A 23,398-nucleotide genomic window follows, 5' to 3' on the forward strand; every position below is an offset into this window, starting at 1 on the left:
GCGGACTTGTTGTACTGTATTAAAATCCTCATCATCTACAATGTACTGTGATTCTTGATCATAATTCGTTGTTTGATAGTCACCACGAACAACTAAAACACCTCTAATTTGTACATAATTACTTTCATGAATGACCTTTACATCAGGATCGATCGCAATGCTGTAAAGGTCGTCGATTTCCTCCCCTCGTTTGAAATTGATATTTTCCCGAACTTCAAATTGGTATGGAACTTGTTCATAATTACTCAATCTAACTCCCCCTCTTATGGTCACTTTAATCCATTAGTAATTACTATATGTCTATTACGGGAGATACAGAACTATGTCCACTTTTATAAACATCTACTAAGTTGTGAGAAAATAAATAACCAGCCGAGATTCGTTTGAATCCCGACTGGTTAGATGCATTAAACACGATTATTTATACTGTTTAAATGCTTTATTCACTGCTTCAATTGTTTTTTCGATATCTTCATCTGTATGAACAGTTGACAAGAACATACCTTCAAACTGTGAAGGTGGTAAGAAAATTCCTTCTTCAGCCATCACTTTATAATACTTAGCAAACCACTCCAGATCAGAAGTTTTTGCTGTTTCGAAGTTGACAACTTCTTCGTCTGTAAAGAAGAAACCTAACATAGAGCCCGCACGGTTAACTTGTAACGGAACAGCGTGTTCTTGTGCAGCCTTTTCAATACCTTCTACTAAACGGTCTGCTTTACGATTTATTTCATCGTATGAGGCTTCTGTTAACTGAGTTAACGTCGCATAACCAGCAGCCATTGCTAATGGATTCCCTGATAATGTTCCAGCTTGATAAATATCACCAGCTGGTGCAATCATCTCCATAATTTCTCGTTTACCACCATAAGCACCTACAGGTAAACCACCACCGATTACTTTCCCTAAGCATGTTAAATCAGGTGTTACACCAAAATGACCTTGTGCACAGTTATAACCTACTCTAAAGCCAGTCATAACTTCATCAAAGATAAGTAATGAATCATAATCATTTGTAATATCACGTAAGAAGCTTAAAAAGTCATGAATTGGTGGTACTACACCCATGTTACCTGAAACAGGTTCAACAATGACAGCCGCAATATCATCACCATACTGTTCAAATGCATACTTAACACTTTCTTGGTCGTTATATGGTACAGTAATTGTATTTTTCGCAATTGACTCAGGTACTCCAGGGCTATCTGGTAAACCAAGCGTTGCTACACCAGATCCTGCTTTAATTAATAATGAGTCACCATGTCCATGGTAATTACCTTCAAACTTTAAAATCTTACTACGCTTCGTATACCCTCTCGCTAACCTTAAAGCACTCATAGTAGCTTCAGTACCGGAGTTAACCATACGAATCATTTCAATAGAAGGTACACGATCGATTAACAGCTTGGCTAACTTATTTTCATATTCAACGTTAGCTCCAAAGCTGGTCCCTTTCTTCATGACTTCCTGTAATGTTTCAAGTACTTGTTCGTGTGCATGCCCTACAATTAATGGGCCCCAACTTAATACATAGTCGATATACTCATTTCCATCAACGTCTTTAATTTTTGACCCTTTACCTTCTTCCATATAAATAGGATCAACATCAACAGAGTTGAAAGCTCTTACTGGTGAATTAACTCCTCCTGGGAATAGGTCGACAGCTTCTGAAAATAGTTGTTGTGAACGATTAGTCATTGGAACGTCCTCCTTATTCTTTAATCCATTTTGCAATATCTTTTGCAAAGTAAGTTATAATTAAGTCTGCTCCTGCTCGCTTCATTGAAGTGACTTTTTCTAACACAATTTCTCTTTCATCTACCCAACCATTTTTTGCTGCAGCTTTAATTAAAGAATACTCACCACTTACATTATAAGCGATGATCGGTTGGTTATAACGATCTTTCAATTCACGCATAATATCTAAATAACTTAAAGCTGGCTTTACAATTAAAAAGTCTGCACCTTGTTCAACGTCAGACTCAGCTTCACGTTGAGCTTCTAAACGGTTAGCAGGGTCCATTTGGTATGTTTTACGATCACCAAATTGCGGAGTACTATGAGCAGCATCTCTAAATGGTCCGTAAAATGCTGAGGCATATTTAACGGCATAAGACATAATTGGAATGTTCTCAAATCCAGCTTGATCTAGCCCTTTACGTATTTCAACGACAAATCCATCCATCATATTGGATGGGGCGATCACATCTGCTCCTGCTTTCGCTTGTGACACAGCAGTTTCAACTAACAATGGTAATGTCTCATCATTATCAACGAACTGGTTCTTAATGACGCCACAATGCCCATGAGATGTATACTGGCATAAGCAAGTATCAGCTACGACAACCAATTCTGGGTATTGGTCCTTTACAAGTCGTGTCGCCTTTTGTACAACACCTTCATCATTGTACGCCTCAGAACCGACGTCATCTTTTTCTTCTGGAACCCCAAATAAAATGATTGAACGAATTCCTAAATTAACAACTTCGTTAATTTCATCTAATAAAAGATCCAATGACACTTGATATACACCTGGCATGGAAGCTACCTCATTTTTTTGCCCTGGCTGTTCAAGAACGAAAATTGGATAAATTAAATCTTCTTTATGTATTTTCGTTTCACGTACTAAATCTCTTAGTTGATCGGATGTTCTTAATCGGCGATGACGTGCAAATGGTAAATTTGACATACTATTCCTCCTTAAAGTACTTTTCTACTTCTATAGCTAAAGCACCGAGTGTATAAGTTTCTGGGACAATTATTTGATTAAAACCAACATTATGAGCATAGTTGGCTGTCGTCTCTCCGATACAAAAGCAAGGTAAATGGACAGTTTCCTGAGCTAATGTTCCACCTAATGCAAAATATGCTTCAACCGATGATGGTGATGTAAATACTACAGCTGATAACCGTCTATTAGTTAAGATATCCATCATGGATTCTTCTTCATCTTGATTAGTTACGGAATCATAAACAGTAAGTGTTGAATAGCTTATATGATGCTTTGAGAACAAATCATCTAATACACTTCTAGACCGTGTTCCTTTTACTAAAAGCACATCGTTTAATTGTTCTTCCTCTAACATTTGATTTCCCATGCGATCAGCGTCGTACACGTCTGGGACAAAATCAGCTACAAAGCCAAAGCCTTTCAACGTTTCAGCTGTTTTACTTCCAACAGTTGCAAGCTTTTTATGATGCAGTACTTCTTTTGACACATTGTGCTGTTCTAGTAAGTTAAAGAAGTATTTAATACCATTATGACTAGTGAAAATAATCCAATCAAATGAATAAAGTGAGTGAAGGGTTCGCTCAGCATCTTGATCATCATACTGAGCGAACTTAATAAGTGGAACTCCTCTAACAGTTACTTGATCAAGGTCTAGTTTGGTAAAGGGATTAGATTGATCTAAGCCTCTTGATAGCAGTATTTCCTTACTTACATTCCCCATTATTACCCTTCTAACTCCTCTTTCGCTTCTTCTACTAACTTTTTTGCGCCTCTATTAATTAGTAATTCCGCAGCTTTCTCACCAGCTTCGATCGGATCTTTTGAACGGACTGTTTCTTTTAGTACGGTCTTTCCATCAGATGAAGAAACTAAGGCTTGTAATACAACTTCATCTTCCTCTAGTACAGCGTAACCAGCGATTGGTACTGAACAGCTACCTTCTAATAAACTTAAAAACTTACGCTCAGCTTGTACCGTTCTTGCTGTATACTCATTATTAATTTGATTAATAAGCTGTAATAAATCTTCATCATCTTCACGGCACTCTAACGCAAGCGCGCCTTGACCTACTGCAGGTAAACAAATCTCTGGGTCTAAAAACTCTGTAACTAACTCTGTTGACCAACCCATACGTTTAAGTCCAGCTGCCGCTAAAATAATGGCATCAAAATTCTCTTCTTTTAACTTACGTAGTCTAGTTTCAATATTTCCACGAATCCATTGAACTTGTAGGTCAGGACGATATGCTTGTAATTGTGCACCACGACGTAAACTACTCGTACCTATTAGTGCGCCTTCTTTTAAGTCGTCTAACTTAACATGATCTTCAGAGATGAAAGCATCACGGTGGTCCTCACGTTCTGGCACACATCCAATCGTTAAGCCTTCAGGAACTTGTGATGGCATATCTTTCATACTATGGACAGCCATGTCAATCTCATGGTTGTACATCGCTTGTTCAATTTCTTTAACAAATAGGCCTTTTCCACCTACTTTTGATAAAGTAACATCTAGGATTTGATCACCTTTCGTTACAATTTTTTTCACGTCAAAGCTGTACTCATCTGATACTTTGTTTAATTGATCAATAACCCACTGAGTCTGAGTTAAAGCTAAGTTACTTCTTCTTGAACCGATAATAATGTTACGCATATTTTGCCTCCTAGTTTAATCCATGAAAATTTGATAACATTGATAAAATTAAATAATTACTAAATAGTGCTAAAAAAGCTATAATATTTAGTCTCGCAACAGATTTGCCTACTAACTTTTTCGTTACTCTTATATATATAATGATAGAATAAATCCCAATTACGACAAATGATCCTACCGTTTTGGCATCTAACCAATAAAATAAATCATCAGTTGTATAAGCCCACAACAATCCAAACACTAGAGAAATTAGAAGAATCGGTGTAGCAAAGACAACAAGTAAAAATGATATCTTCTCTAGTTGCTCTAAATTGCCAATTCTTTTGACTAGTTGACGCCATCTTTTCTTTTTCAGCAAGTAAAACTGTATTAAATACAGCGTAGCAAATGCAAAAGAAAGTGTATATAGCGTATAGGCAACAAATGCAAGCACAATATGAGCCACTAATATTTCACCTACGAAATCCCCTGTTAGTTGCGATTGATCACTCGTTGCATAGCTCATTAAAAACATCATCATTACTAAAAAACCAATGATGTTAACAATGAAAACGACTAAATCCATTTTGTAGAAATAGTTAACAACAATCGATACTAATAATATTAACCATGCATAAAAATATAAACCTTCTAGGATGTTAAAAACAGGAATAAATCCGTATATGTAAATATTCGTAAAGAGAAGAATTGTCTGCAAAATCCAAACCAATAAAAGTAACCAGAAGGCTATCTTGTTCGCCTTCCGGTTACGTTCAACAAAGTCATAGAAATAAAAGGTTACACTTAAGCCATATAGTATTACTATTAATTCGTAAAGTTTAAACTGTTCGAATATCCCCATGAGAGAACCCCTCTCATTTACCTACTGCATCGCTCTAACTAAGCTTGCAATTGGTAGCGACTGATTAACTGATTCGTGACTTGGGTGCTTTTTACTCTGTTCTTCTAACTCTTGTTGTACTTCTTCTTCAATTCCAAACATACGTACAAAAAGTTTTAACATATCATCTGCATGCTCTTCGCCAGCCATTTCTTTCGCTTGTAGAATCGGTTCTTTAAGCATTTGATTGACAATACTTTTTGTATGTTTATTAAGCACTTTTTTCTCTCTTGGAGTTAAATCTGGCATTTTGCGTTCGATTGATGCCATCGTATCCCGTTGGATTGTTAATGCTTTTTTACGTAATGCTGAAATAACTGGTACAACACCTAACGTTTTAACCCACTCATCAAAATCGGTCATTTCAACGTTAATCATCTGATTGATTTCCACAGCAGCTTGTTTTCGTTCTTCTAGATTTTGGTCAACAATTCCTTGCAAGTCATCAATATCGTATAAGAACATACTATCTAATTGTTCTATAGCTGGATCTAAATTGCGTGGAACCGCAATATCAACCATAAATAATGGTTTACCATTACGCTTTTTAACAACGGATTTTAAATCACTTTGTTGTAAAATATAGTTGTCCGTTCCAACAGAAGTGATGACGATATCCGCCTCTTCTAACACTTCATTTAATTCTTCCATTGACTTAGCTCTTCCAGAAAACTTAGAAGCTACTTCTTCCGCTTTCTCCACTGTTCGGTTAACAACTGTAATGTTATGAACACCCGAACCGTGTAAATTTTGTACAGCTAATTCACCCATTTTACCTGCGCCTAAAATGACGACATGTTGGTTACTTAACTGGTCAAAGATCGTTTTAGCTAATTCAACAGCTGCATAACTAATCGATACAGCATTCTCACCAATTTCTGTTTCTTTGTGTGCTCGTTTAGCTGTTGTAATAACTTGTTTAAATAACTGATTAAACATTAAACCTGATGCACCATCATTTTGGGCCATGTTAAATGAATCTTTAACTTGTCCTAAAATTTGAGTCTCACCTAATACCATCGAGTCTAACCCAGCAGCTACTTTAAATAAATGTTTAATTGCTTCTTTCTCTTCTTTCAATTCAATGAAATTAGCAACGTAATCAACATCCATTGAGAACCAATCAGCTAAAAATTTCTTTACATAATAACGACCAGTATGTAACTGGTCAGATACGACATATAATTCTGTACGATTACAAGTTGAGACGATCACATTTTCTAAAATGCTTTTCTCTTCATTTAATCTTGTCATCGCTTCGCTTATTTGGTCTTCAGAGAAAGTTAACTTTTCCCTTATTTCTACTGGGGCTGTTCGATAATTAATTGTAACTACAACAAAATTCATGCCAATTCACCCCTTGCATCGCTCGAACTAATCTAATTATTATTGTAACAAGAAAAAATAGTACAAAACCTTTATTTGAATGAACAAATTATGAAAATTTATGATAAGATTTATTTAGAATAATTATTAATAACTATATGTAGACTATCATATCGGTATCGAACCATCAAGAATTTTGTCTATAGAGGAGACTATTTTATTATGAAGCAACCAAAAAGCTTTCTTGCCATTATACTTATTGGTTTTGGTATTTACTTTTTAATTCAACAATATCATATACCTTTTATATCTCAATTTAATACTTGGCCTAGTATATTAGTTATTATCGGCACGGCTTTCATATTTAATGCTTACGGAAATAGACAGTATGATAATATCGTACCCGGTGTGATCCTATTTGGATTAGGTATTCATTTCCATGCTTTAAATTATAGTGTAAACTGGATTGACCATTGGGGCATGTATACTTTAATTATTGGTATGGCATTTATATTACGTGCTCAAAAAACGAACCAAGGGACTGTGATCGGTATTATATTGATTATTTTATCGTTTATTGCCCTTACTTCATTTGCAATGCCTAGCTGGTTTGGCTGGTTTGATTACATGTTTAACATGATCGAGCAATTTTGGCCGATTTTACTCATTATTTTTGGTTTAATTCTGTTATTTAAAAAATAAGTCTTTTTTAGTATGAAACTTAAGTACAAAAATTATCCAACTATAAAAGAAACATTTTTAGATGTCTGTATCATGGAGTTTATTATTAATTATTTGAAGCGCAAAAACGGCAACAATCATTAATAATATAGAAAATATAAATGGCAAGCCAAACATTTGTGATATAAATCCTGATGTACTAGACCCTGTAATCACACCCACTGAGAAAAACGCATAAAAAATGCCATATGCCTTTCCACGGTTTGATTCATCAGTAGCATTAGCTACCATTTGATTCATCGATGGGAATATAAATGCAAAACCTATACCATATACAACCATCGCTACAATAGCCAATACTATATTTGTCGTTAAACTTAGTAGAAGCATTGAACTAGCAATCGTAATTAGACCTGCTATAGATAAACTTCTCGGTAAAAACCGTTTATAAACTCTATTTAAACTTGTTACAAAAATTATTAAGGCTGTAACTCCGTACAAACTAAGTAACAACCCTGTTGCTGTCGAAGTAAATCTCATACCTTCAATTAAAATAGGTAAAGCAAAAGCTAAAGTACCGTTACTAGCCATTAAGCTAAATGCAATTAAACAGGCTTGTAATAATTTATTATTTTTTAATAAAGGGGTAAACGTTGCGGCTGACACTTTTCCACGCTCACTGTGTGTAATCGATTCGGGTATTAATTTAACGCCGAATAATGCACTAAACAGAAATAATAAAGCTACAAAAATAAATACATATTCAATTCGCCCAGCTGCTGCAAGTCCACCACCTAATGCTGGACCTGATATCGCTGCAATACCTATTGCAGCACCTGCAAATGCCATTGAATTGCTATCTCCTGTTCGCTTTGAGCGATCTCCAATTAATGCAAAAGCTCCAGGTACTAAAACACCACCAGCAATACCATGCAGAAAACGAATGATGAACAATTGCTCCCCTGTTTGTGCTAATGGGTAAATCAATAAGACGATACTAACTAAAATCATCCCTATAATCAGTACACGTTTTCTACCGACACGATCTACAAAATGTCCACCCACTATATTACCAATCACATTTGACAATGAATAAATTGCCACTATTAACCCTGTAAGCATCTCACTTGCACCTAAACTTAATGCATATGGTGTGATAATGGGTAATTGAATAAAAGTATCTATAAAAGCAACAACGATAATAAAATAAATATATTTAACCATGATGAGCAGCACTCCGAATTTTTATTCAAAAGCTAATGACTACATTATAAAACAAATAACAACAATTATCGTGACTTACATCACATATCAGGTTTAAAGTTTATGACTAAGACAAAATCATTGTAGTTGTAACAAGTTTCAGAGTTCAAAATAATGGGTTCTATTTCAAATGTGGTGATGTAAAAAATCACACCATTGTTGTGTGGCTGTCCAATTTCTTACTAAAAGGATATCTTTTACCTGAAATGAAAAAGGAGATGCTGAATTAGATCAGCACCTCTTTTAAACAGGTTATAGAAAACCTTTAATCTTTCCCCATACTTGATCTTTTCCTTCTCCTGTTTCCGCTGAGAATGGAATAACTACATCTTCTGGTTCAAGTTCTAAGTCATCTTCTATCACTTTGAGATGTTTTTGGCGTTTGGATTTTGCGATTTTATCTAACTTAGTTGCAACGACTATGATCGGCAAATCATAATACTTTAAAAAGTCATACATGATTAAGTCATCTTCTGTAGGTGGATGACGCATATCGATTAATAGAACAGCTGCTTTTAACGGCTCCCTTGTCGTAAAGTACTCTTCCATCATACGTCCCCAGGCTTCTCGTTCCCTTTTGGAAACTTTAGCATAACCGTAACCTGGCACATCAACAAAATAAAAAGACTCGTTAATTAAATAGAAGTTTAACGTCTGGGTTTTACCAGGCTTAGATGATGTACGAGCTAAATTTTTACGTTGGATCATCTTATTAATAAACGATGATTTTCCAACATTTGAACGACCAGATAATGCAATTTCTGATAGATGATCTTCGGGATACTGCGCTTTACTTACTGCACTCATAACGATTTCTGCTTGATTTACTTTCATATTACTTACTCCTTTGGTAAAAGAGCGTGTTCTAACACTTCATCTAAGTGTTTTACTTGGACGAAAGTTAAAACATCACGCACACTTTCAGGGATATCTTCTAAATCTTTTTCATTTTCAGCTGGCATAAGGATCTTCGATAATCCAGCTCGATGTGCGCTTAATGATTTTTCTTTCAGTCCGCCAATTGGTAACACACGACCTCTTAGCGTAATTTCACCTGTCATACCTACTTCTTTACGGACTGGACGATTAGTAAACGCTGAGACTAAAGCTGTGGCAATCGTAATACCAGCAGAAGGCCCATCTTTTGGTGTAGCACCTTCTGGAATGTGAATATGAACATCATACTTTTCATAGAAGTCATGCTCAAGTTCAAATTCATCTGCTCTAGCACGCACGTAACTAAAGGCTGCTTGGGCAGACTCCTTCATTACATCGCCAAGTTTACCTGTTAACGTTAGTTTTCCTGTACCTTGTACAACAGAAACTTCAATAGCTAATGTGTCACCACCAGCTTGAGTATACGCCAATCCAGTAGCTGCACCAATTTGGTGTTCAGCTTCAGCTTGTCCATAACGGAACTTAGGTTTACCTAAAAGCTCTTCTAATTGTTTCTCAGTAATGACAACTCGCTTTTTCTCACCTGACACTATTAGTTTTGCGGCCTTTCGGCAGACAGAAGCAATCTCTCTTTCTAGATTACGGACACCTGCTTCTCTCGTGTACATACGAATTAGTTTAAGAATCGCTTCATCACGGAATTGTACTTTTGATTTCGTTAAGCCATTTTCGTTAATTTGCTTTGGAATTAAATGTTCCTTCGAAATATGAAGCTTCTCTAACTCGGTATAACCGGCAATTGTAATAACTTCCATACGGTCTAATAAAGGGCCAGGAATAGTTGCTAAATTATTGGCTGTTGCAACGAACATTACTTTTGATAAGTCATAAGGTTCTTCAACAAAGTGATCACTAAATGAGTGATTTTGCTCAGGATCTAAAACTTCTAACATAGATGAAGATGGATCGCCACGGAAATCACTCGCCATTTTATCAATCTCGTCTAATAAGAAAACAGGGTTAACTGTTTCAGCTGTTTTCATCCCTTGAATAATTCTTCCGGGCATTGCACCTACATAAGTTCTACGATGGCCTCTAATTTCAGCTTCATCTCTCACACCACCTAATGAGGCACGTACAAAGTTACGCCCAACTGAACGGGCAATTGATTTAGCTAATGATGTTTTACCAACACCTGGAGGGCCAACTAAGCATAGGATAGGTCCATTAACAGATTCGGTTAACTGTTGTACCGCTAAATACTCTAACACTCGTTCTTTAACCCGGTCCAGACCGTAATGATCTTCATCTAACACACCTTGAGCGCGGTTTACATCTAAGTTATCTTCTGTTTCGTCTGTCCATGGCAATGCAACTAACCATTCAATATAATTTCGAATAACAGAACTTTCAGCTGAGCTTTGCGGGACTTTTTCATAGCGGTTTAACTCTTTATAAGCCACTTCTTCGATTCGCTCTGGCATATTGGCTTCAGCAATTTTTCCTTTCAATTGTTCAACCTCACCAGTTTTACCGTCTTGGTCACCAAGCTCTTTTTGAATGGCTTTTAACTGTTCACGCAAGTAATATTCCTTTTGAGTACGTTCCATCGATTTTTTTACACGTTGGCCAATCTTTTTTTCCATCGATAGGACTTCTTTCTCGTTTTGAATCATTTGAACTAGTTGTTCTAAACGATCTGGAACATACGGTGTTTCTAAGATTTGTTGTTTTTGTTGAATTTTTAATGACAAGTGAGAAGTTACAATATCAGCTAAACGACTTGACTCAGTAATATCTTTTACTGTTTCATACGTTTCTCGTTTCGTCTTTTTAGACACTTTTGTATACTCATCAAATTGGTTTACTAATGTGCGCATTAAGGCTTGCTCTTCAACACCATCACCGTGCTCATCTTCAACTGTCTTATATGTAACAGTAAAATATGGCTCAAGCTGTTCAAATGATTCGATTTCAGCTCTCTCTAAACCTTCAACTAATATACGACTCGTGCCATTTGGGAGCTTGACCATTTGTTTGATATATACAATAGTTCCAAATTGATAAATATCTTCTTCTTTTGGTTCATTTAACGACGAATCACGTTGAGCCGCTAATAAAAGCTTATGGTCTTGAACCATTGCTTGTTCAAGCGCTTTAACTGAATGTTCTCGTCCTACATCTAAATGTTGAACCATTGACGGGTAGATAATAACCCCTCTTAATGGTAATAATGGTATTTCTTGATAGATGTCATTGTTCAATTTAAGTCACACCTCCAATTACGGTTACAACTAAACTTCATATATTGCTATCTTTATTATATACATTTCATTTTAATCTATTTTGTTTTTGAAATAAAATGTTAGTAACTTCTGACTTAAAAAGCAACCAATTTTATCCATGAAAAGAATACAAAATAAAAAGGTACTCTCACTTCGAAGAGGAGAGTACCCTCTAAAATACTTTAACTGTTGTTAAGCACTTTCTTTTGGACTTTCTTTATTTTGATCAACTACAGATCCATCTTCCATCACAAGTGTCGGCTTACCTTTTTCTAATTCAACCGTGTCTTTTGTGATAATACATTTCTCAATATCATCTCTTGATGGTAATTCGAACATAACATCAAGCATGATACCTTCAATAATTGAACGTAAACCTCTTGCTCCTGTATTACGCTCAATGGCTTTATTCGCAATTGCTCGAAGTGCTTCATCTTGAAGTTCTAACTCAACACCATCAATATCAAACAACTTCTCATATTGTTTAGATAATGCATTTTTAGGCTTCGTTAGAATTTCAACTAATGCATCCTCATCTAACGGCGTTAGACTACCAATTACCGGTAGACGACCGATAAACTCTGGAATTAATCCGTAACGTAATAAGTCTTCTGGTAACACTTTTGTTAACAGCTCAGATTCCTCTAACTGTTCTCCCGTTGATTCAGAACCGAAACCAATTACACGTTCACCTAGACGACGTTTAACAACTTGATCGATTCCGTCAAATGCACCACCAACGATAAATAAAATGTTAGTCGTGTCTATTTGAATAAATTCTTGATGAGGATGCTTTCTCCCACCTTGTGGTGGTACGCTTGCTTGTGTACCTTCAAGAATTTTTAGCAGTGCTTGTTGTACACCTTCACCTGAAACGTCACGTGTAATGGACGGGTTTTCAGATTTACGAGCAACTTTATCAATTTCATCAATATAGATAATACCTTTTTCTGCCTTTTCCACATCGTAATCAGCAGATTGAATTAGTTTTAATAAGATATTTTCAACATCTTCACCAACGTAACCCGCTTCTGTTAATGAAGTAGCATCTGCAATTGCAAATGGTACATTTAAAATACGAGCTAACGTTTGAGCTAGTAATGTCTTACCGCTACCTGTTGGTCCTAAAAGAAGGATATTACTCTTTGAGACCTCAACATCATCATTTTTTACATTAGAATTAATACGTTTATAGTGGTTATAAACTGCGACAGATAATGACTTTTTCGCCTCTTCTTGACCGATAACATAATCATCTAAAATGTCGCAGATCTCTTTTGGCTTCGGTACTTCTTTAAAGTCTTCCTGCTCTACAGTACCTAATTCTTCTTCAACGATTTCAGTGCATAAGTCGATGCATTCATCACATATATAAACGCCAGGCCCTGCAACTAACTTGCGAACTTGGTCTTGAGTCTTTCCACAAAATGAGCATTTTAGCTGCCCTTTTTCATCACTAAATTTAAACATACATTCACCCCATAATGATCTATATTTAACCACTACGAATTATCATTAATTTTAATAAAAAAGCATGGTCTTAAACAGGTAATTTTTGATCTTATTTCTTAAGCTTTAACCTTCACATTCTCCATTATGTACTTCTAAATCAATTAAGTCAAAAGAAAAACTTATTCATATTATATGTGCAAAAAAACTATTTGTTCGAATTATTTTATCATTGATTGATCAATATTACTATAGCCTATGTTCGAAATTGCCAAAACATTAATTATAGTGCAAAACAAGGCACGTAAAGTTACGCGCCTTGCTTATACACTTGTGAAATTATACAGTTTTTGCGTTTTCTACTAAGAAATCAATTGCTTTCTTAAGCTTTAAGTCTTCATTTAATGCGTCAGTGTTGCCACCTAACATTTGTTTTAACTGCTCAGCATCAGTTTGGTACATAGCAGCCATCTCTTGAAGCTGATCTTCTACATCTTGTTCTGTTACTTCTAATTCTTCTTGAGCAGAGATTGCTTCAAGCGTTAAGTTAGTACGAACACGCTTTGCAGCATCTTCTTTCATTTGTTCTTTAAGATCGTCTTCACTTTGACCAGAGAATTGGTAATACATATCTAATGTCATACCTTGCATTTGTAAGCGTTGTTCGAACTCTTGAAGCATACGGTCTAGCTCTGAATCAACCATTGCATCTGGAATATCAACCGTTGCGTTTTCAGACGCTTTCTCGACTAGAGTTTCACGCTTTTGGTTATCTGCTTCAGTTTCTTTTTGCTCTTGTAGGCGTTCTTTTGTTTTAGTTTTTAGTTCTTCTAAAGTTTCAACTTCTTCGTCTACATCTTTAGCGAACTCATCGTCTAATTCAGGTAATTCCTTTGCTTTTACTTCATGGATTTTCACTTTGAAAGTCGTTTCTTTACCAGCTAATTCTTCAGCATGGTAATCTTCTGGGAAAGTCACGCTTACTTCTGTGTCTTCTCCAGCAGTCTTACCTACTAATTGCTCTTCAAATCCAGGGATGAATGAACCTGAACCTACTTCTAATGTATGGTTTTCAGCTGATCCACCTTCAAATGCTTCACCGTCTAAGAAACCTTCAAAGTCAATAACAACTGTGTCGCCGTTTTCAACTTCTCCTTCTTCTTTAACAACTAGCTCAGCTTGCTTTTCTTGTTGAGATTTTAACTCTTCTTCAACTTCTTCATCTGCAACAGTTGCATCTTGTTCTTCTACTTCTAGACCTTTATACTCGCCTAATTCTACTTCAGGCTTAACTGTTACAGTAGCTTTGAAAATTAGCGGTTGTCCTTTTTCGATTTGTTCAACATCTACTTCTGGACGGTCTACTGGTGTAATACCTGCTTCTTCAACAGCTTTCATATATGCATCAGGTAATACGATATCTACCGCATCTTGATATAAAGATTCTACACCGAAACGCTGTTCGAACATTGGACGAGGTACTTTACCTTTACGGAAACCAGGTATTTGCACATCTTTAACAACTTTTTTAAAGGCTTGGTCAAGGGCTTGATCAAACTCAGAAGCGTCAACTTCTACAGTAAGAACTCCTTCATTACCTTCTTTCTTTTCCCATTTTGCTGACATAATTCTTCCCTCCAACATCTATTCATACTAATGATTGTCGTATGTTTTCATGCATATTTGCGCTCATGCATAATGCAACCACTATATTATAACATAGAAATTCCGACGTTCAATACTCATGAATTAGTAAATTTAGTCCTCTACTTGAGAAAAATATATTTTCTCTAAACGTTCGATTTCTTCCATCCATTTTTGTTGTTCTTTTGAAGCTTCTTCAGTTAAGTTAGTATCTTCATTCAAATGTAAATACTTCTGGGCAAGCATTAAAACAGCTTCTCCTAAGTTTTGAACGCTTTGACGGTCTGATTGTGGTTCAAAGGGATACTTAATATAAAGATAGCGATATAAAATTTGTTTAACGAACTCATACAATGTTGGATCACCTTGTTCCACATTTTCAAGGTAATCTAAGACGCTCTGTGCAAAGTATGTATCCAAAATATCGTTTAATTGAGCTGGAATGACATAGTCCGAGTGATCAAATTTTTCAACTTCGATTTTTTGCTCGATTTCACAATCCATTAACCATTGGATGATACCTGTTTTAATAACGGGATTCAACCTTGCGTCACTTAAATACGGCTTTATAGCATCTAAATGAGGTTCTACGTCATGCTTTCTATGCATCGATAATAATTTCCACTGTTCTTGAAAATTGCCGTTCTCTAAGGAATCGAAAAAGTGATTCATATGTGTTTCTGCTTCTTGTTGCGTAGCAGAATCTCGCATATCTTTACTAACATCATAAAGTTGTTTAAAAGCTTCCTCATACTCATATGGTATAGTCTCATTTTCAAAAATTTCATCTAATAATTCAATCAGTTCTGTATACTGACTCGTTTGGAAAAGAATTGTTAAATAAATATGTAAATACTTATAATAATGGTCATCATCCTCTTTCATTAGACGACGACATAAACTAATCGCTTCATCATATCTTGCTAACTCAACAAAGCAGATAACTTTTGCTGTTAAAATATCATTCGAAGCTTCTTTAAAATCTTCTAATTTTTTAATATGTAATAAGGCTTCCTCATAATATTTCTGTTGAATAGCATCAAAAGTTTTCTGTTCCAGCTCTTTCCTCCAACCTGGAAACATCACAACATCTTGACGCTCTGTACTCATGCTCTCACCTCCTTATTCAATTCTACTATCTAATCTACCCTTAATAAGACATAAAAAAACACATAAATAAAGGATAACCCTATTGTAACAAAATAATGACCAAAAATATGGCTTCTCCTCTAACTTTAATAAATATTAAAGAGCACCGTAGAAAAAAGACTTGAGTATAAGTCCGATCTACGTGCTCTATAGTGTTAGTTATAAACTAAAATGGAAAGTCGCGATATTCTTCCTGTATAGACACCCATTTAGTAATTGTAAACTCTTCAACAATCCATGGGTTGCCAAACTTCCCGACACCACTCTCTTTCGTTCCACCAAATGGAATGGTTGGGTTGTCATTTACTGTTTGGTCATTAATATGTGTCATACCACTTTCAACTTTTAGCGCTAACTGTTCCCCTTTTTCTAAATCATTTGTAAATATAGAGGAACTTAAACCATACGGTGTGTCGTTTGCCATCTCAATTGCCTCATCATCAGTAGTTGCTTTTATAATCGTTGCAATCGGAGCAAACAACTCGGTTTGTGCTAATTCACTATCATTTTTAACGTCAGTAAAGACATGTGGTGTTAATAAGTTTCCTTCTCTTTGACCTTCTAGTACTAAGTTTGCCCCTTCTTTTTTGGCTGTTTCAATAATTTCAAGGGCGTTCTCAACTTGCTCCTCATTAATTAACGGGCCGACAATGACACCTTCTTCTGTTGGATCACCTGAAGGAATCTCTTTAACACGCTCGACAAATTGATCGACAAATGAATCATAGAGTTTTTCATGTACGATTATGCGGTTTATAATCATGCAAATTTGACCTTGGTGAATAAACTTACCAAAAATAGCTGCATCAACTGCTCGGTCGAGATCAGCGTCTTCAAGTACAATAAATGGATTGTTTCCTCCTAGTTCTAAGGCAACACGTTTTAACATACCACCTGCCTTTTCAGCAATATGTTTCCCAACAGGTGTTGAACCTGTAAAACTTATTAAAGGGGAATGTTGTGTTTCGATCATATAATCTCCAATTTCATCCAGGTCTGTTAAAATGCAATTAAACACACCTTTAGGTAAGCCAGCATGTTCGAATGCTTTAGCCAAAATTGAACCACCCGTTAATGACGTTTGGTTATCTGGTTTATGAACAACAGCATTTCCTAAAGCGATCGCTGGTGCAATTGTTCGTATCGACAAGTTCATCGGAAAGTTAAACGGAGATATAGATGTTATAACACCCAATGGTAATCGATGGACTTTATTAACTTTACCTTCAACCGCAGCTCCTTTTTCATCCACACGGTTAAGCTCATCTGGCATATTAGTAGCTTCGTCGACTAAAGCGATAGTCAGATCGACTTCAACACTAGCTTTAATCAAACTACCGCCTGTCTCTCGTGCGATTATTTGTACAATTTCATCTCTATGTTCTTCCAAATAAGAACTCACTTTTTCTAAAATGTTTTTACGTTCTTCTGCAGAAGATTGAGCCCATTCTTTTTGCGCTTGTTTAGCTTTAACATATGCATCTTCTAACTGTTGTTTAGTTGCCAACGGTATAGTATTAATAATTGATTGATCGTATGGATTTTTATTTTCATAATCACGACTACTTTCACCTTTAACCCATTCACCGTTAATAAAGCTTTTATTAAAATTCTCAAACTGTTCCATTATAACTCCCCTTCCATTCATACCTAATACATAGAATGAACGATTAGGAGAGTTCCTATTCCTATTTAATCTTTGAATAATGATTGAGAACAGAATCTACTGATGAACCATACATTTCCCCGAAAATATTTAAATGAACGAGTAAATAATATAACTGATATAGAGGCTTAACATCATCAAAATAATCTTCTATAGTACCTACATTTTTGTACCCTTGGTAAAAAGCCTCAGAGAAACCGCCGAATAAATATGTAAAAGCTAATTCGAAATGTCGATCACCATACAAAAACGAAGGGTCTACTAAATAAGGTACCCCCTCATTGTTATATAGCCAATTCCCACTCCATAAATCTCCATGCAAATGTGAGGCAGTAACATTTTTAGGTAGAAGCTCTTCACATCGAACGATTACATCCCATAACTGACTTTCTCTTATTCCTTTTATGCTCCTCGTGCAACGCCAATGTCATATTGAGCTTTTAAACGGCAAGAGCTGTAATACTCAGGCCAATTTGTATAAAGGGCATTTGGTTGTTCTAACGTTCCGATATAAGTAAAGTGTTCATAACCATGCTTAGATGAATAAGTATTATGTAACATAGCTACTTTTTCACCTAATATATCTTCTTTGAAACTCTGCACTTGTTCGATCCATTCTAACAGCATATGAGATTCATTAGGTTTGTCACTATAAGAATAAACTTGAGGAACATTAATTGTATTCGTACGTTTAATATTTTGAAGCCCTTTAGCTTCTAACTCAAAAAATCTTTCTGGCGATTGCTCGTTAAATTTAATAAAGTACTCATTATCATAAGTTTGAATATAAAAACTATCGTTAATGTCACCACCTGATACCCTTTTAATTTCAATAACATCAGAGTGATCACCAAAGTCTATTAATGATTGTTCAATGATATTTTTCATACGATACCTCCATAAGTACTTCTAATAAAAAAGAAATACCAATCGTGATGTTAACCATCTCGACCGGTATTTCTCATAAACAACTATTGTATACGGCGAACGTGACCGTTAAAGTTTCGATCCCAGTAACCAGAGGTCATATTAGCAACAGCTACACCTGTTGAATTTTGTGCACCTAAAAACTGACCGTTACCTAAATAAATTCCAATATGTCCATCTTGTTTATACGTATCAAAAAAGACTAGGTCTCCTCTTTGCATTTCACTTGGTGATACTCTTGTACCTACATGAACGAAATCATTAGTACTACGCCCTTGCACATTGAGTCCACCTTGACTGAATGCCCATGTTAAGAAACCAGAACAGTCAAAACCTGAAGGAGAAGTACCACCCCAAACATAAGGTGTTCCAGTTTGTGTCATCCCCGCTTCAATTACACTTTCCATACTACCGTTTCCGCTAACATTGGACGATGAAGATGACTGAACTGTATTGCTTACGTCCCCACCATTGTCGGAGCTGCCACTACTAGAACTATTACTTGAAGCTAATGTGACCCTTTCAGCTTCCGCACGTTCAATATCTTGTCTAACTTCTTCTTGTAAAGAAGCCAGCTCTCGATCTTGAACTTCTAATTCTTCTTGTAAAGCTACTAATTCTTGTTGTTTATCTTGTAATTCATCTTGCTTCTGTTCACTAGAATCTTTTTGATCCTCTAGCAATTCATTCATTCCAACTAGTTCTTGTTCCATCGATTCCAATTCATCTAATCGATCTAATAATGTTTCCTGTTTGTTTTCAACCTCATTTTTATCAGAAACTTGTTGATCGACTAAATCTTTATCAGAATCCATAATCTTGTTTACCGTCGTTACACGGCTAACAAAGTCTCCAAAATTACTAGAACCAAGTATAACATCAATATAATTTACATTACCGCCGTTTCTTTGTAACGTCGATAACCTTTCACTTAACACTTCTTGGCGAATGTCAATTCTTTCTTGAATTACTTCAATTTCATTTTCTAAGTAATCCGCTTCTTCTTGTGTTTCATCTATTTGTTGTTCTGTTTCTTCAAGCTTTTCCTCATTTTGTTCTCTAGCTTCATTGATGCGATCAATCTCTTGATTTAACTCTTCTAATTCAGTTAAAACTTCAGCTAGCTCCGTTTCTGCTTCAGACAGCTCCTCACTTAACTGTGAGCGTTCATCTGAAATCTCTGATTCTCGATCCCTTAATTCATCAGTATCAGCATATGTAGTTGCTGCAAAAGTTAAACTCAAGACAAGAGTTAAAACTATTGAATAGGTAATTTTATTCACGATCGCTTCCCCCAAATAATAATCTATTAAATCTCTATTTTTGATTATAACATACATATCTTTTCAAATAGATAATAGAGTTATTACAATTATATTTCATTTTATCATATATAAAGTATCATTTTGTCGATATTTCTCTATTTATTACTAATGTATTCTAGTCAATTTTACATGTATGGTGGCTCACCTAATAAGACTTAAAGCACGTAACCATTTTATCATCTCACAATTAAAAATCCATGACATATGTTGATAAGAAGAATGGAAAATAAGGAGGACACGTGATGAAACACAGGCCTTATAACTGTTTTATTTATTCACCTGAGTTCACTGTTGAACAGCGGCAAGACTTCCCTGAAGTCGACCCGTCAAAGTTTAAAGAATCAGCAGAAGCTTTTAGTCACTTAATGGCGGACGGAAGCTTAATGCTTAATAAATTGTTACAATCTGATGAATTAGCATTTAACGTGATGGAAGCGGCTCAAGTCAATGACCTAGAACGTGTTCAACAATTGCTTCAAGGAACAGGTGTGAACATGATCTTGATATTGAATTTACTCCAAGTGGTATCACAATCAAGATGAGGACGAGTGCTAATGCCGGAGATTGCTGTGTACTTACGATGTTACTAAGATGGTAGGTGACTTCATTAAATTAAGTACGACCTTTATCGGTCACATTATTATTTATTAGACTAAAGCAAAAGAAATTAAGACATAACTAATTGTTAATCCACAAAACCCGACTATTAGCCATATAATTATTGTATAAAGAAAGCGTTATAGTCAAATTTTGATTATAACGCCAAATGTACATATATTACAAATACTAATGGGAGTATACTTACTCCCATTCCCAGCATTAAACATATCAACTTAAATTTTTAAAAACAGTAATCGAGAAAAATATTTTATAGATAATAACATGACTATAATTTATCTATTTAAATTAACAAAAGAGTGAAATTCTACTAATAATTTTAAATTTTATTGATTTTCACAATAAATAGAAGGTAATTTAATTATTGTCCTCCCACAATTTGATTGGGGTGTCCGAAATGCAATCAAATATAAAGAGTCAAGTTGAATCTGAGATTAGAAATTTAAAACTGCAAATGATACAGTCAGGTATAACCAAAGGGTTAAACCATCCTGATACTATTAAGCTTAGTCAAAAGTTAGATAAACTATTAAATGATTTACAAAATTTAACTAACCACAAGAAGTAGTCACTATAGCCAATGTATTAAAGACATCTTTGTCATTCCCAACTCAATTTTTATAAATTTAAACAATTGTGGGAGGGCCCTATATTCCTTATAAACAATTGCAGCGCAACATATTGAGATTATGATATACATGGACTGCATAATACATTATATATATCTATCACATGTGATATCCCCTACTACAATTTGTCACATCCAACTAATTTTGTTCATGTTCATAATAATGAATGAAAAAGGTATAAAAAAGAAGATTTAAATATTGTTAAGAGGGAATAAGCATAACGTGTTTACAAAGCGAGGGGAAATTTCCTTCCTATTTTACAGTGGAGTCTGGAACATTCCAATGTATGAATCCCAGAACATACTATGCTCATTATATTTATTTCTTTCTTGATTAACATTTTCCTCTTCCTCTACTTCTATATCATCCTCACCAGAACTAAAAGCAACAATCATTAGCGTAAATAAAATAATTACTAAATTTTTTCATATTTCGCCTCCTCAATTAATAACTAGATTCAACAATCCTCCATATACAAACCAGCTACACCCCACTTTAAACAAATAACTATTTATACTCAGAACGCAAATACTCAATATAAATGGCTCACTTTTACTGGGAAAGCCGTTAAGAAGTCCATGAATCGAATTTTCAACCGAAATTTCAATTTAAAATTAACTTAAAGTAAAGAAGAAAAGTATGAAAAATTCCTTTACTGTGATAAGGCGATATGTATAAGGTATTAAAAAAGCTCAATCCCTTGTGGTTAAAGGGATTGAGCATATTGTTTAAATGGCGTCCCGGGCAGGATTCGAACCTGCGACCGACAGCTTAGAAGGCTGTTGCTCTATCCTGCTGAGCTACCGGGACCTCTCAAAAGATGACTTATGTATTAAATGGAGCGGGTGATGGGAATCGAACCCACAACATCAGCTTGGAAGGCTGAGGTTTTACCATTAAACTACACCCGCATAATGAACGGTTACTTGCAACAATGGTTAATTCCTCTGTTGCGGACAAAGATTATTATATAAAAGAACGACCTCTAATGTCAACACACAACCTATAAAAATTTTAAGTTTAAGTTTCAGGTAGGGACTTGACCCTAACCTGAAACTTTTTCTGACAATACATTAACCATATCATTTAATGCCTTACGGCGATGACTAATTTCATTTTTGACTGTCGATCCTAGTTCAGCTAACGTTTGGTCATATCCAGCTGGTTTAAAAATTGGATCATAACCAAAGCCTTCACTGCCATGTCGCTCGTTTGTGATCGTTCCTTGGCATTTACCTTTCGTCGTTAGTACTTCTTCTCCCGGTTCTGCATATGCCATAACACAGACGAAAGCGGCACTTCGATCGTCAGCATTCTTTTCACCTAACTTTGTAAGTACTTTTTCAATGTTCGCATCATCACTTTTCTCTTCACCTGCATAACGAGCTGAATATACACCAGGCTCTCCATTTAGAGCATAAATTTCTAAACCTGAGTCATCTGCTATAACGGGCAAGTTATGTCTTTTAGCATAAGTTTTAGCTTTTAAAACAGCATTCTCTTCGAACGTTACACCTGTTTCTTCTACATCTTCCATGTTTGTCACATGATCTTGTAAACTCTCAATTTTAATGGATAATCCGGATAAAATTTGTTCGAACTCTTTAATTTTACCTTTATTAGTCGTTGCAACATAAATTGTTTTCATCGAATTCCCCTAACTATGAATTAAATTTGCTGCTTCACCTAATGCATCTTTTTGTATGTCTATAATTTGCTTAAGTCCACTTGTGCCTAATTGAAGCATTTCATTTAACTGGCTTGGCGTAAATGTCGCTTCTTCTCCTGTACCTTGCAGCTCAACAAATTCACCTTGACTAGTCATCACTAAGTTTAAATCAACATTAGCCTTTGAATCTTCATCGTAGCATAAATCCAGTATTGCTTCGGAATCTGGTGTTATACCGACAGAAGTTGCTGCTAAAAAGTTAGTAATTGGTATTTCTTTAATTAGATCATCTTCTAATAATTTGACACAGGCCAATGTTGTCGCAACAAAAGCTCCTGTAATAGCTGCTGTTCTTGTTCACCGTCTGCTTGAATCACGTCACAGTCTACCCAAATTGTACGCTCACCGATTTTTTCAAGGTCAATAATAGCTCTTAGCGAACGTCCAATTAAGCGTTGTATTTCCATTGTACGACCAGCTACTTTACCTTTAGAAGATTCACGAATGTTACGTTGTTCTGTCGCTCTAGGTAACATGGCATATTCTGCTGTAATCCACCCTTTACCTTCACCTCTTAAGAATGGAGGTACGCGCTTTTCTACACTT

20 protein-coding genes, 2 tRNA genes and 2 pseudogenes are annotated in these 23,398 nt (G+C 35.5%); 3 read left to right on the forward strand and 21 right to left on the reverse strand.

Annotated elements, in window-relative coordinates; all coding sequences use genetic code 11:
- From A194_RS17235 to hemA, 7 genes and pseudogenes are all read right to left on the reverse strand, one after another.
- A pseudogene (locus A194_RS17235) lies at nucleotides 1–249 on the reverse strand (hypothetical protein); the annotation flags it as partial.
- A 168-nt stretch (nucleotides 250–417) separates the two neighbouring features.
- A complete protein-coding gene (gene hemL, locus A194_RS0104285; RefSeq protein WP_017185647.1) occupies nucleotides 418–1,698 on the reverse strand; it encodes a glutamate-1-semialdehyde 2,1-aminomutase in 1,281 nt (426 codons plus the stop codon).
- 13 nt (nucleotides 1,699–1,711) lie between these two features.
- A complete protein-coding gene (gene hemB, locus A194_RS0104290; protein WP_017185648.1) occupies nucleotides 1,712–2,689 on the reverse strand; it encodes a porphobilinogen synthase in 978 nt (325 codons plus the stop codon).
- Between the two features lies 1 nt (nucleotide 2,690).
- Complete coding sequence (locus A194_RS0104295) at nucleotides 2,691–3,452, reverse strand: uroporphyrinogen-III synthase (RefSeq protein WP_017185649.1); 762 nt, start codon at nucleotides 3,450–3,452, stop codon at nucleotides 2,691–2,693.
- 2 nt (nucleotides 3,453–3,454) lie between these two features.
- Complete coding sequence (gene hemC, locus A194_RS0104300; RefSeq protein ID WP_017185650.1) at nucleotides 3,455–4,384, reverse strand: hydroxymethylbilane synthase; 930 nt, start codon at nucleotides 4,382–4,384, stop codon at nucleotides 3,455–3,457.
- Nucleotides 4,385–4,394: 10 nt separating this feature from the next.
- On the reverse strand, nucleotides 4,395–5,225 hold the full coding sequence (locus tag A194_RS0104305) for a cytochrome C assembly family protein (protein ID WP_017185651.1): 831 nt from the start codon (nucleotides 5,223–5,225) through the stop codon (nucleotides 4,395–4,397).
- A gap of 21 nt (nucleotides 5,226–5,246) precedes the next feature.
- Complete coding sequence (gene hemA / locus A194_RS0104310; protein ID WP_017185652.1) at nucleotides 5,247–6,611, reverse strand: glutamyl-tRNA reductase; 1,365 nt, start codon at nucleotides 6,609–6,611, stop codon at nucleotides 5,247–5,249.
- A 201-nt stretch (nucleotides 6,612–6,812) separates the two neighbouring features.
- On the opposite strand from hemA, the gene A194_RS0104315 reads away from it, so the two are divergent.
- A complete protein-coding gene (locus A194_RS0104315; protein WP_017185653.1) occupies nucleotides 6,813–7,292 on the forward strand; it encodes a LiaI-LiaF-like domain-containing protein in 480 nt (159 codons plus the stop codon).
- Nucleotides 7,293–7,349: 57 nt separating this feature from the next.
- On the opposite strand, the gene A194_RS0104320 is transcribed toward A194_RS0104315, so the two are convergent.
- From A194_RS0104320 to A194_RS0104360, 10 genes are all read right to left on the reverse strand, one after another.
- A complete protein-coding gene (locus A194_RS0104320; RefSeq protein WP_017185654.1) occupies nucleotides 7,350–8,495 on the reverse strand; it encodes an MFS transporter in 1,146 nt (381 codons plus the stop codon).
- Nucleotides 8,496–8,786: 291 nt separating this feature from the next.
- Nucleotides 8,787–9,368 (reverse strand): ribosome biogenesis GTP-binding protein YihA/YsxC, encoded by a 582-nt coding sequence (yihA, locus tag A194_RS0104325; RefSeq protein ID WP_017185655.1) that lies wholly within the window; start codon nucleotides 9,366–9,368, stop codon nucleotides 8,787–8,789.
- A gap of 5 nt (nucleotides 9,369–9,373) precedes the next feature.
- Nucleotides 9,374–11,629 carry an endopeptidase La gene (gene lon / locus A194_RS0104330; RefSeq protein WP_050980483.1) on the reverse strand — a complete coding sequence of 752 codons (2,256 nt, stop codon included), beginning with the start codon at nucleotides 11,627–11,629 and terminating at the stop codon, nucleotides 9,374–9,376.
- Nucleotides 11,630–11,908: 279 nt separating this feature from the next.
- Nucleotides 11,909–13,186: an ATP-dependent protease ATP-binding subunit ClpX gene (gene clpX, locus A194_RS0104335; protein WP_017185657.1), complete on the reverse strand. Its 1,278-nt coding sequence runs from the start codon at nucleotides 13,184–13,186 to the stop codon at nucleotides 11,909–11,911.
- 318 nt (nucleotides 13,187–13,504) lie between these two features.
- Nucleotides 13,505–14,791, reverse strand: a complete 1,287-nt coding sequence (gene tig, locus A194_RS0104340) for a trigger factor (RefSeq protein WP_017185658.1) — start codon at nucleotides 14,789–14,791, stop codon at nucleotides 13,505–13,507.
- Nucleotides 14,792–14,923: 132 nt separating this feature from the next.
- The gene (locus A194_RS0104345; protein ID WP_017185659.1) at nucleotides 14,924–15,919 is read right to left on the reverse strand and encodes a hypothetical protein; all 996 of its coding nucleotides are present in this window, start codon (nucleotides 15,917–15,919) and stop codon (nucleotides 14,924–14,926) included.
- Between the two features lie 205 nt (nucleotides 15,920–16,124).
- Nucleotides 16,125–17,585, reverse strand: a complete 1,461-nt coding sequence (locus A194_RS0104350) for an aldehyde dehydrogenase family protein (RefSeq protein WP_017185660.1) — start codon at nucleotides 17,583–17,585, stop codon at nucleotides 16,125–16,127.
- A 61-nt stretch (nucleotides 17,586–17,646) separates the two neighbouring features.
- Nucleotides 17,647–18,030 (reverse strand): fructosamine kinase family protein, encoded by a 384-nt coding sequence (locus tag A194_RS21290; RefSeq protein WP_083834237.1) that lies wholly within the window; start codon nucleotides 18,028–18,030, stop codon nucleotides 17,647–17,649.
- Nucleotides 18,027–18,512, reverse strand: coding sequence for a fructosamine kinase family protein (locus A194_RS20950; protein WP_050980482.1), 486 nt, complete (start codon nucleotides 18,510–18,512; stop codon nucleotides 18,027–18,029). Before A194_RS20950 ends, A194_RS21290 begins: the two co-directional genes overlap by 4 nt.
- 83 nt (nucleotides 18,513–18,595) lie before the next feature.
- The gene (locus tag A194_RS0104360) at nucleotides 18,596–19,834 is read right to left on the reverse strand and encodes a C40 family peptidase (RefSeq protein WP_017185661.1); all 1,239 of its coding nucleotides are present in this window, start codon (nucleotides 19,832–19,834) and stop codon (nucleotides 18,596–18,598) included.
- 284 nt (nucleotides 19,835–20,118) lie between these two features.
- Between A194_RS0104360 and A194_RS0104365 the strand changes: the two genes are divergently transcribed.
- Complete coding sequence (locus tag A194_RS0104365; protein WP_029424973.1) at nucleotides 20,119–20,418, forward strand: YuzC family spore coat inner layer protein; 300 nt, start codon at nucleotides 20,119–20,121, stop codon at nucleotides 20,416–20,418.
- 473 nt (nucleotides 20,419–20,891) lie between these two features.
- On the forward strand, nucleotides 20,892–21,062 hold the full coding sequence (locus A194_RS19645) for an aspartyl-phosphate phosphatase Spo0E family protein (protein WP_017185662.1): 171 nt from the start codon (nucleotides 20,892–20,894) through the stop codon (nucleotides 21,060–21,062).
- 794 nt (nucleotides 21,063–21,856) lie between these two features.
- Here the strand turns inward: A194_RS19645 and A194_RS0104375 are convergent.
- The 4 genes and pseudogenes from A194_RS0104375 to rph all read right to left on the reverse strand — a co-directional run.
- Nucleotides 21,857–21,933, reverse strand: a tRNA-Arg gene (locus tag A194_RS0104375).
- Nucleotides 21,934–21,960: 27 nt separating this feature from the next.
- A tRNA-Gly gene (locus A194_RS0104380) sits at nucleotides 21,961–22,034 on the reverse strand.
- A gap of 134 nt (nucleotides 22,035–22,168) precedes the next feature.
- Nucleotides 22,169–22,771: an XTP/dITP diphosphatase gene (locus A194_RS0104385; RefSeq protein WP_017185663.1), complete on the reverse strand. Its 603-nt coding sequence runs from the start codon at nucleotides 22,769–22,771 to the stop codon at nucleotides 22,169–22,171.
- A 9-nt stretch (nucleotides 22,772–22,780) separates the two neighbouring features.
- Nucleotides 22,781–23,398: pseudogene (gene rph / locus A194_RS17250) on the reverse strand (ribonuclease PH); the annotation flags it as partial.

Origin of the sequence: Alkalibacillus haloalkaliphilus C5 (genome assembly GCF_000269905.1) — a bacterium.
GTDB classification, from domain to species: domain Bacteria; phylum Bacillota; class Bacilli; order Bacillales; family Alkalibacillaceae; genus Alkalibacillus; species Alkalibacillus haloalkaliphilus_A.

What these genes read in the sequence shown, in the direction of transcription:
- hemL (WP_017185647.1), bottom strand. Translation starts at nt 1,698, where the DNA reads ATGACTAATCGTTCACAACAACTATTTTCAGAAGCTGTCGACCTATTC.
- hemB (WP_017185648.1), bottom strand. Translation starts at nt 2,689, where the DNA reads ATGTCAAATTTACCATTTGCACGTCATCGCCGATTAAGAACATCCGAT.
- A194_RS0104295 (WP_017185649.1), bottom strand. Translation starts at nt 3,452, where the DNA reads ATGGGGAATGTAAGTAAGGAAATACTGCTATCAAGAGGCTTAGATCAA.
- hemC (WP_017185650.1), bottom strand. Translation starts at nt 4,384, where the DNA reads ATGCGTAACATTATTATCGGTTCAAGAAGAAGTAACTTAGCTTTAACT.
- A194_RS0104305 (WP_017185651.1), bottom strand. Translation starts at nt 5,225, where the DNA reads ATGGGGATATTCGAACAGTTTAAACTTTACGAATTAATAGTAATACTA.
- hemA (WP_017185652.1), bottom strand. Translation starts at nt 6,611, where the DNA reads ATGAATTTTGTTGTAGTTACAATTAATTATCGAACAGCCCCAGTAGAA.
- A194_RS0104315 (WP_017185653.1), top strand. Translation starts at nt 6,813, where the DNA reads ATGAAGCAACCAAAAAGCTTTCTTGCCATTATACTTATTGGTTTTGGT.
- A194_RS0104320 (WP_017185654.1), bottom strand. Translation starts at nt 8,495, where the DNA reads ATGGTTAAATATATTTATTTTATTATCGTTGTTGCTTTTATAGATACT.
- yihA (WP_017185655.1), bottom strand. Translation starts at nt 9,368, where the DNA reads ATGAAAGTAAATCAAGCAGAAATCGTTATGAGTGCAGTAAGTAAAGCG.
- lon (WP_050980483.1), bottom strand. Translation starts at nt 11,629, where the DNA reads ATGGTTCAACATTTAGATGTAGGACGAGAACATTCAGTTAAAGCGCTT.
- clpX (WP_017185657.1), bottom strand. Translation starts at nt 13,186, where the DNA reads ATGTTTAAATTTAGTGATGAAAAAGGGCAGCTAAAATGCTCATTTTGT.
- tig (WP_017185658.1), bottom strand. Translation starts at nt 14,791, where the DNA reads ATGTCAGCAAAATGGGAAAAGAAAGAAGGTAATGAAGGAGTTCTTACT.
- A194_RS0104345 (WP_017185659.1), bottom strand. Translation starts at nt 15,919, where the DNA reads ATGAGTACAGAGCGTCAAGATGTTGTGATGTTTCCAGGTTGGAGGAAA.
- A194_RS0104350 (WP_017185660.1), bottom strand. Translation starts at nt 17,585, where the DNA reads ATGGAACAGTTTGAGAATTTTAATAAAAGCTTTATTAACGGTGAATGG.
- A194_RS20950 (WP_050980482.1), bottom strand. Translation starts at nt 18,512, where the DNA reads ATGAAAAATATCATTGAACAATCATTAATAGACTTTGGTGATCACTCT.
- A194_RS0104365 (WP_029424973.1), top strand. Translation starts at nt 20,119, where the DNA reads ATGAAACACAGGCCTTATAACTGTTTTATTTATTCACCTGAGTTCACT.
- A194_RS19645 (WP_017185662.1), top strand. Translation starts at nt 20,892, where the DNA reads ATGCAATCAAATATAAAGAGTCAAGTTGAATCTGAGATTAGAAATTTA.
- A194_RS0104385 (WP_017185663.1), bottom strand. Translation starts at nt 22,771, where the DNA reads ATGAAAACAATTTATGTTGCAACGACTAATAAAGGTAAAATTAAAGAG.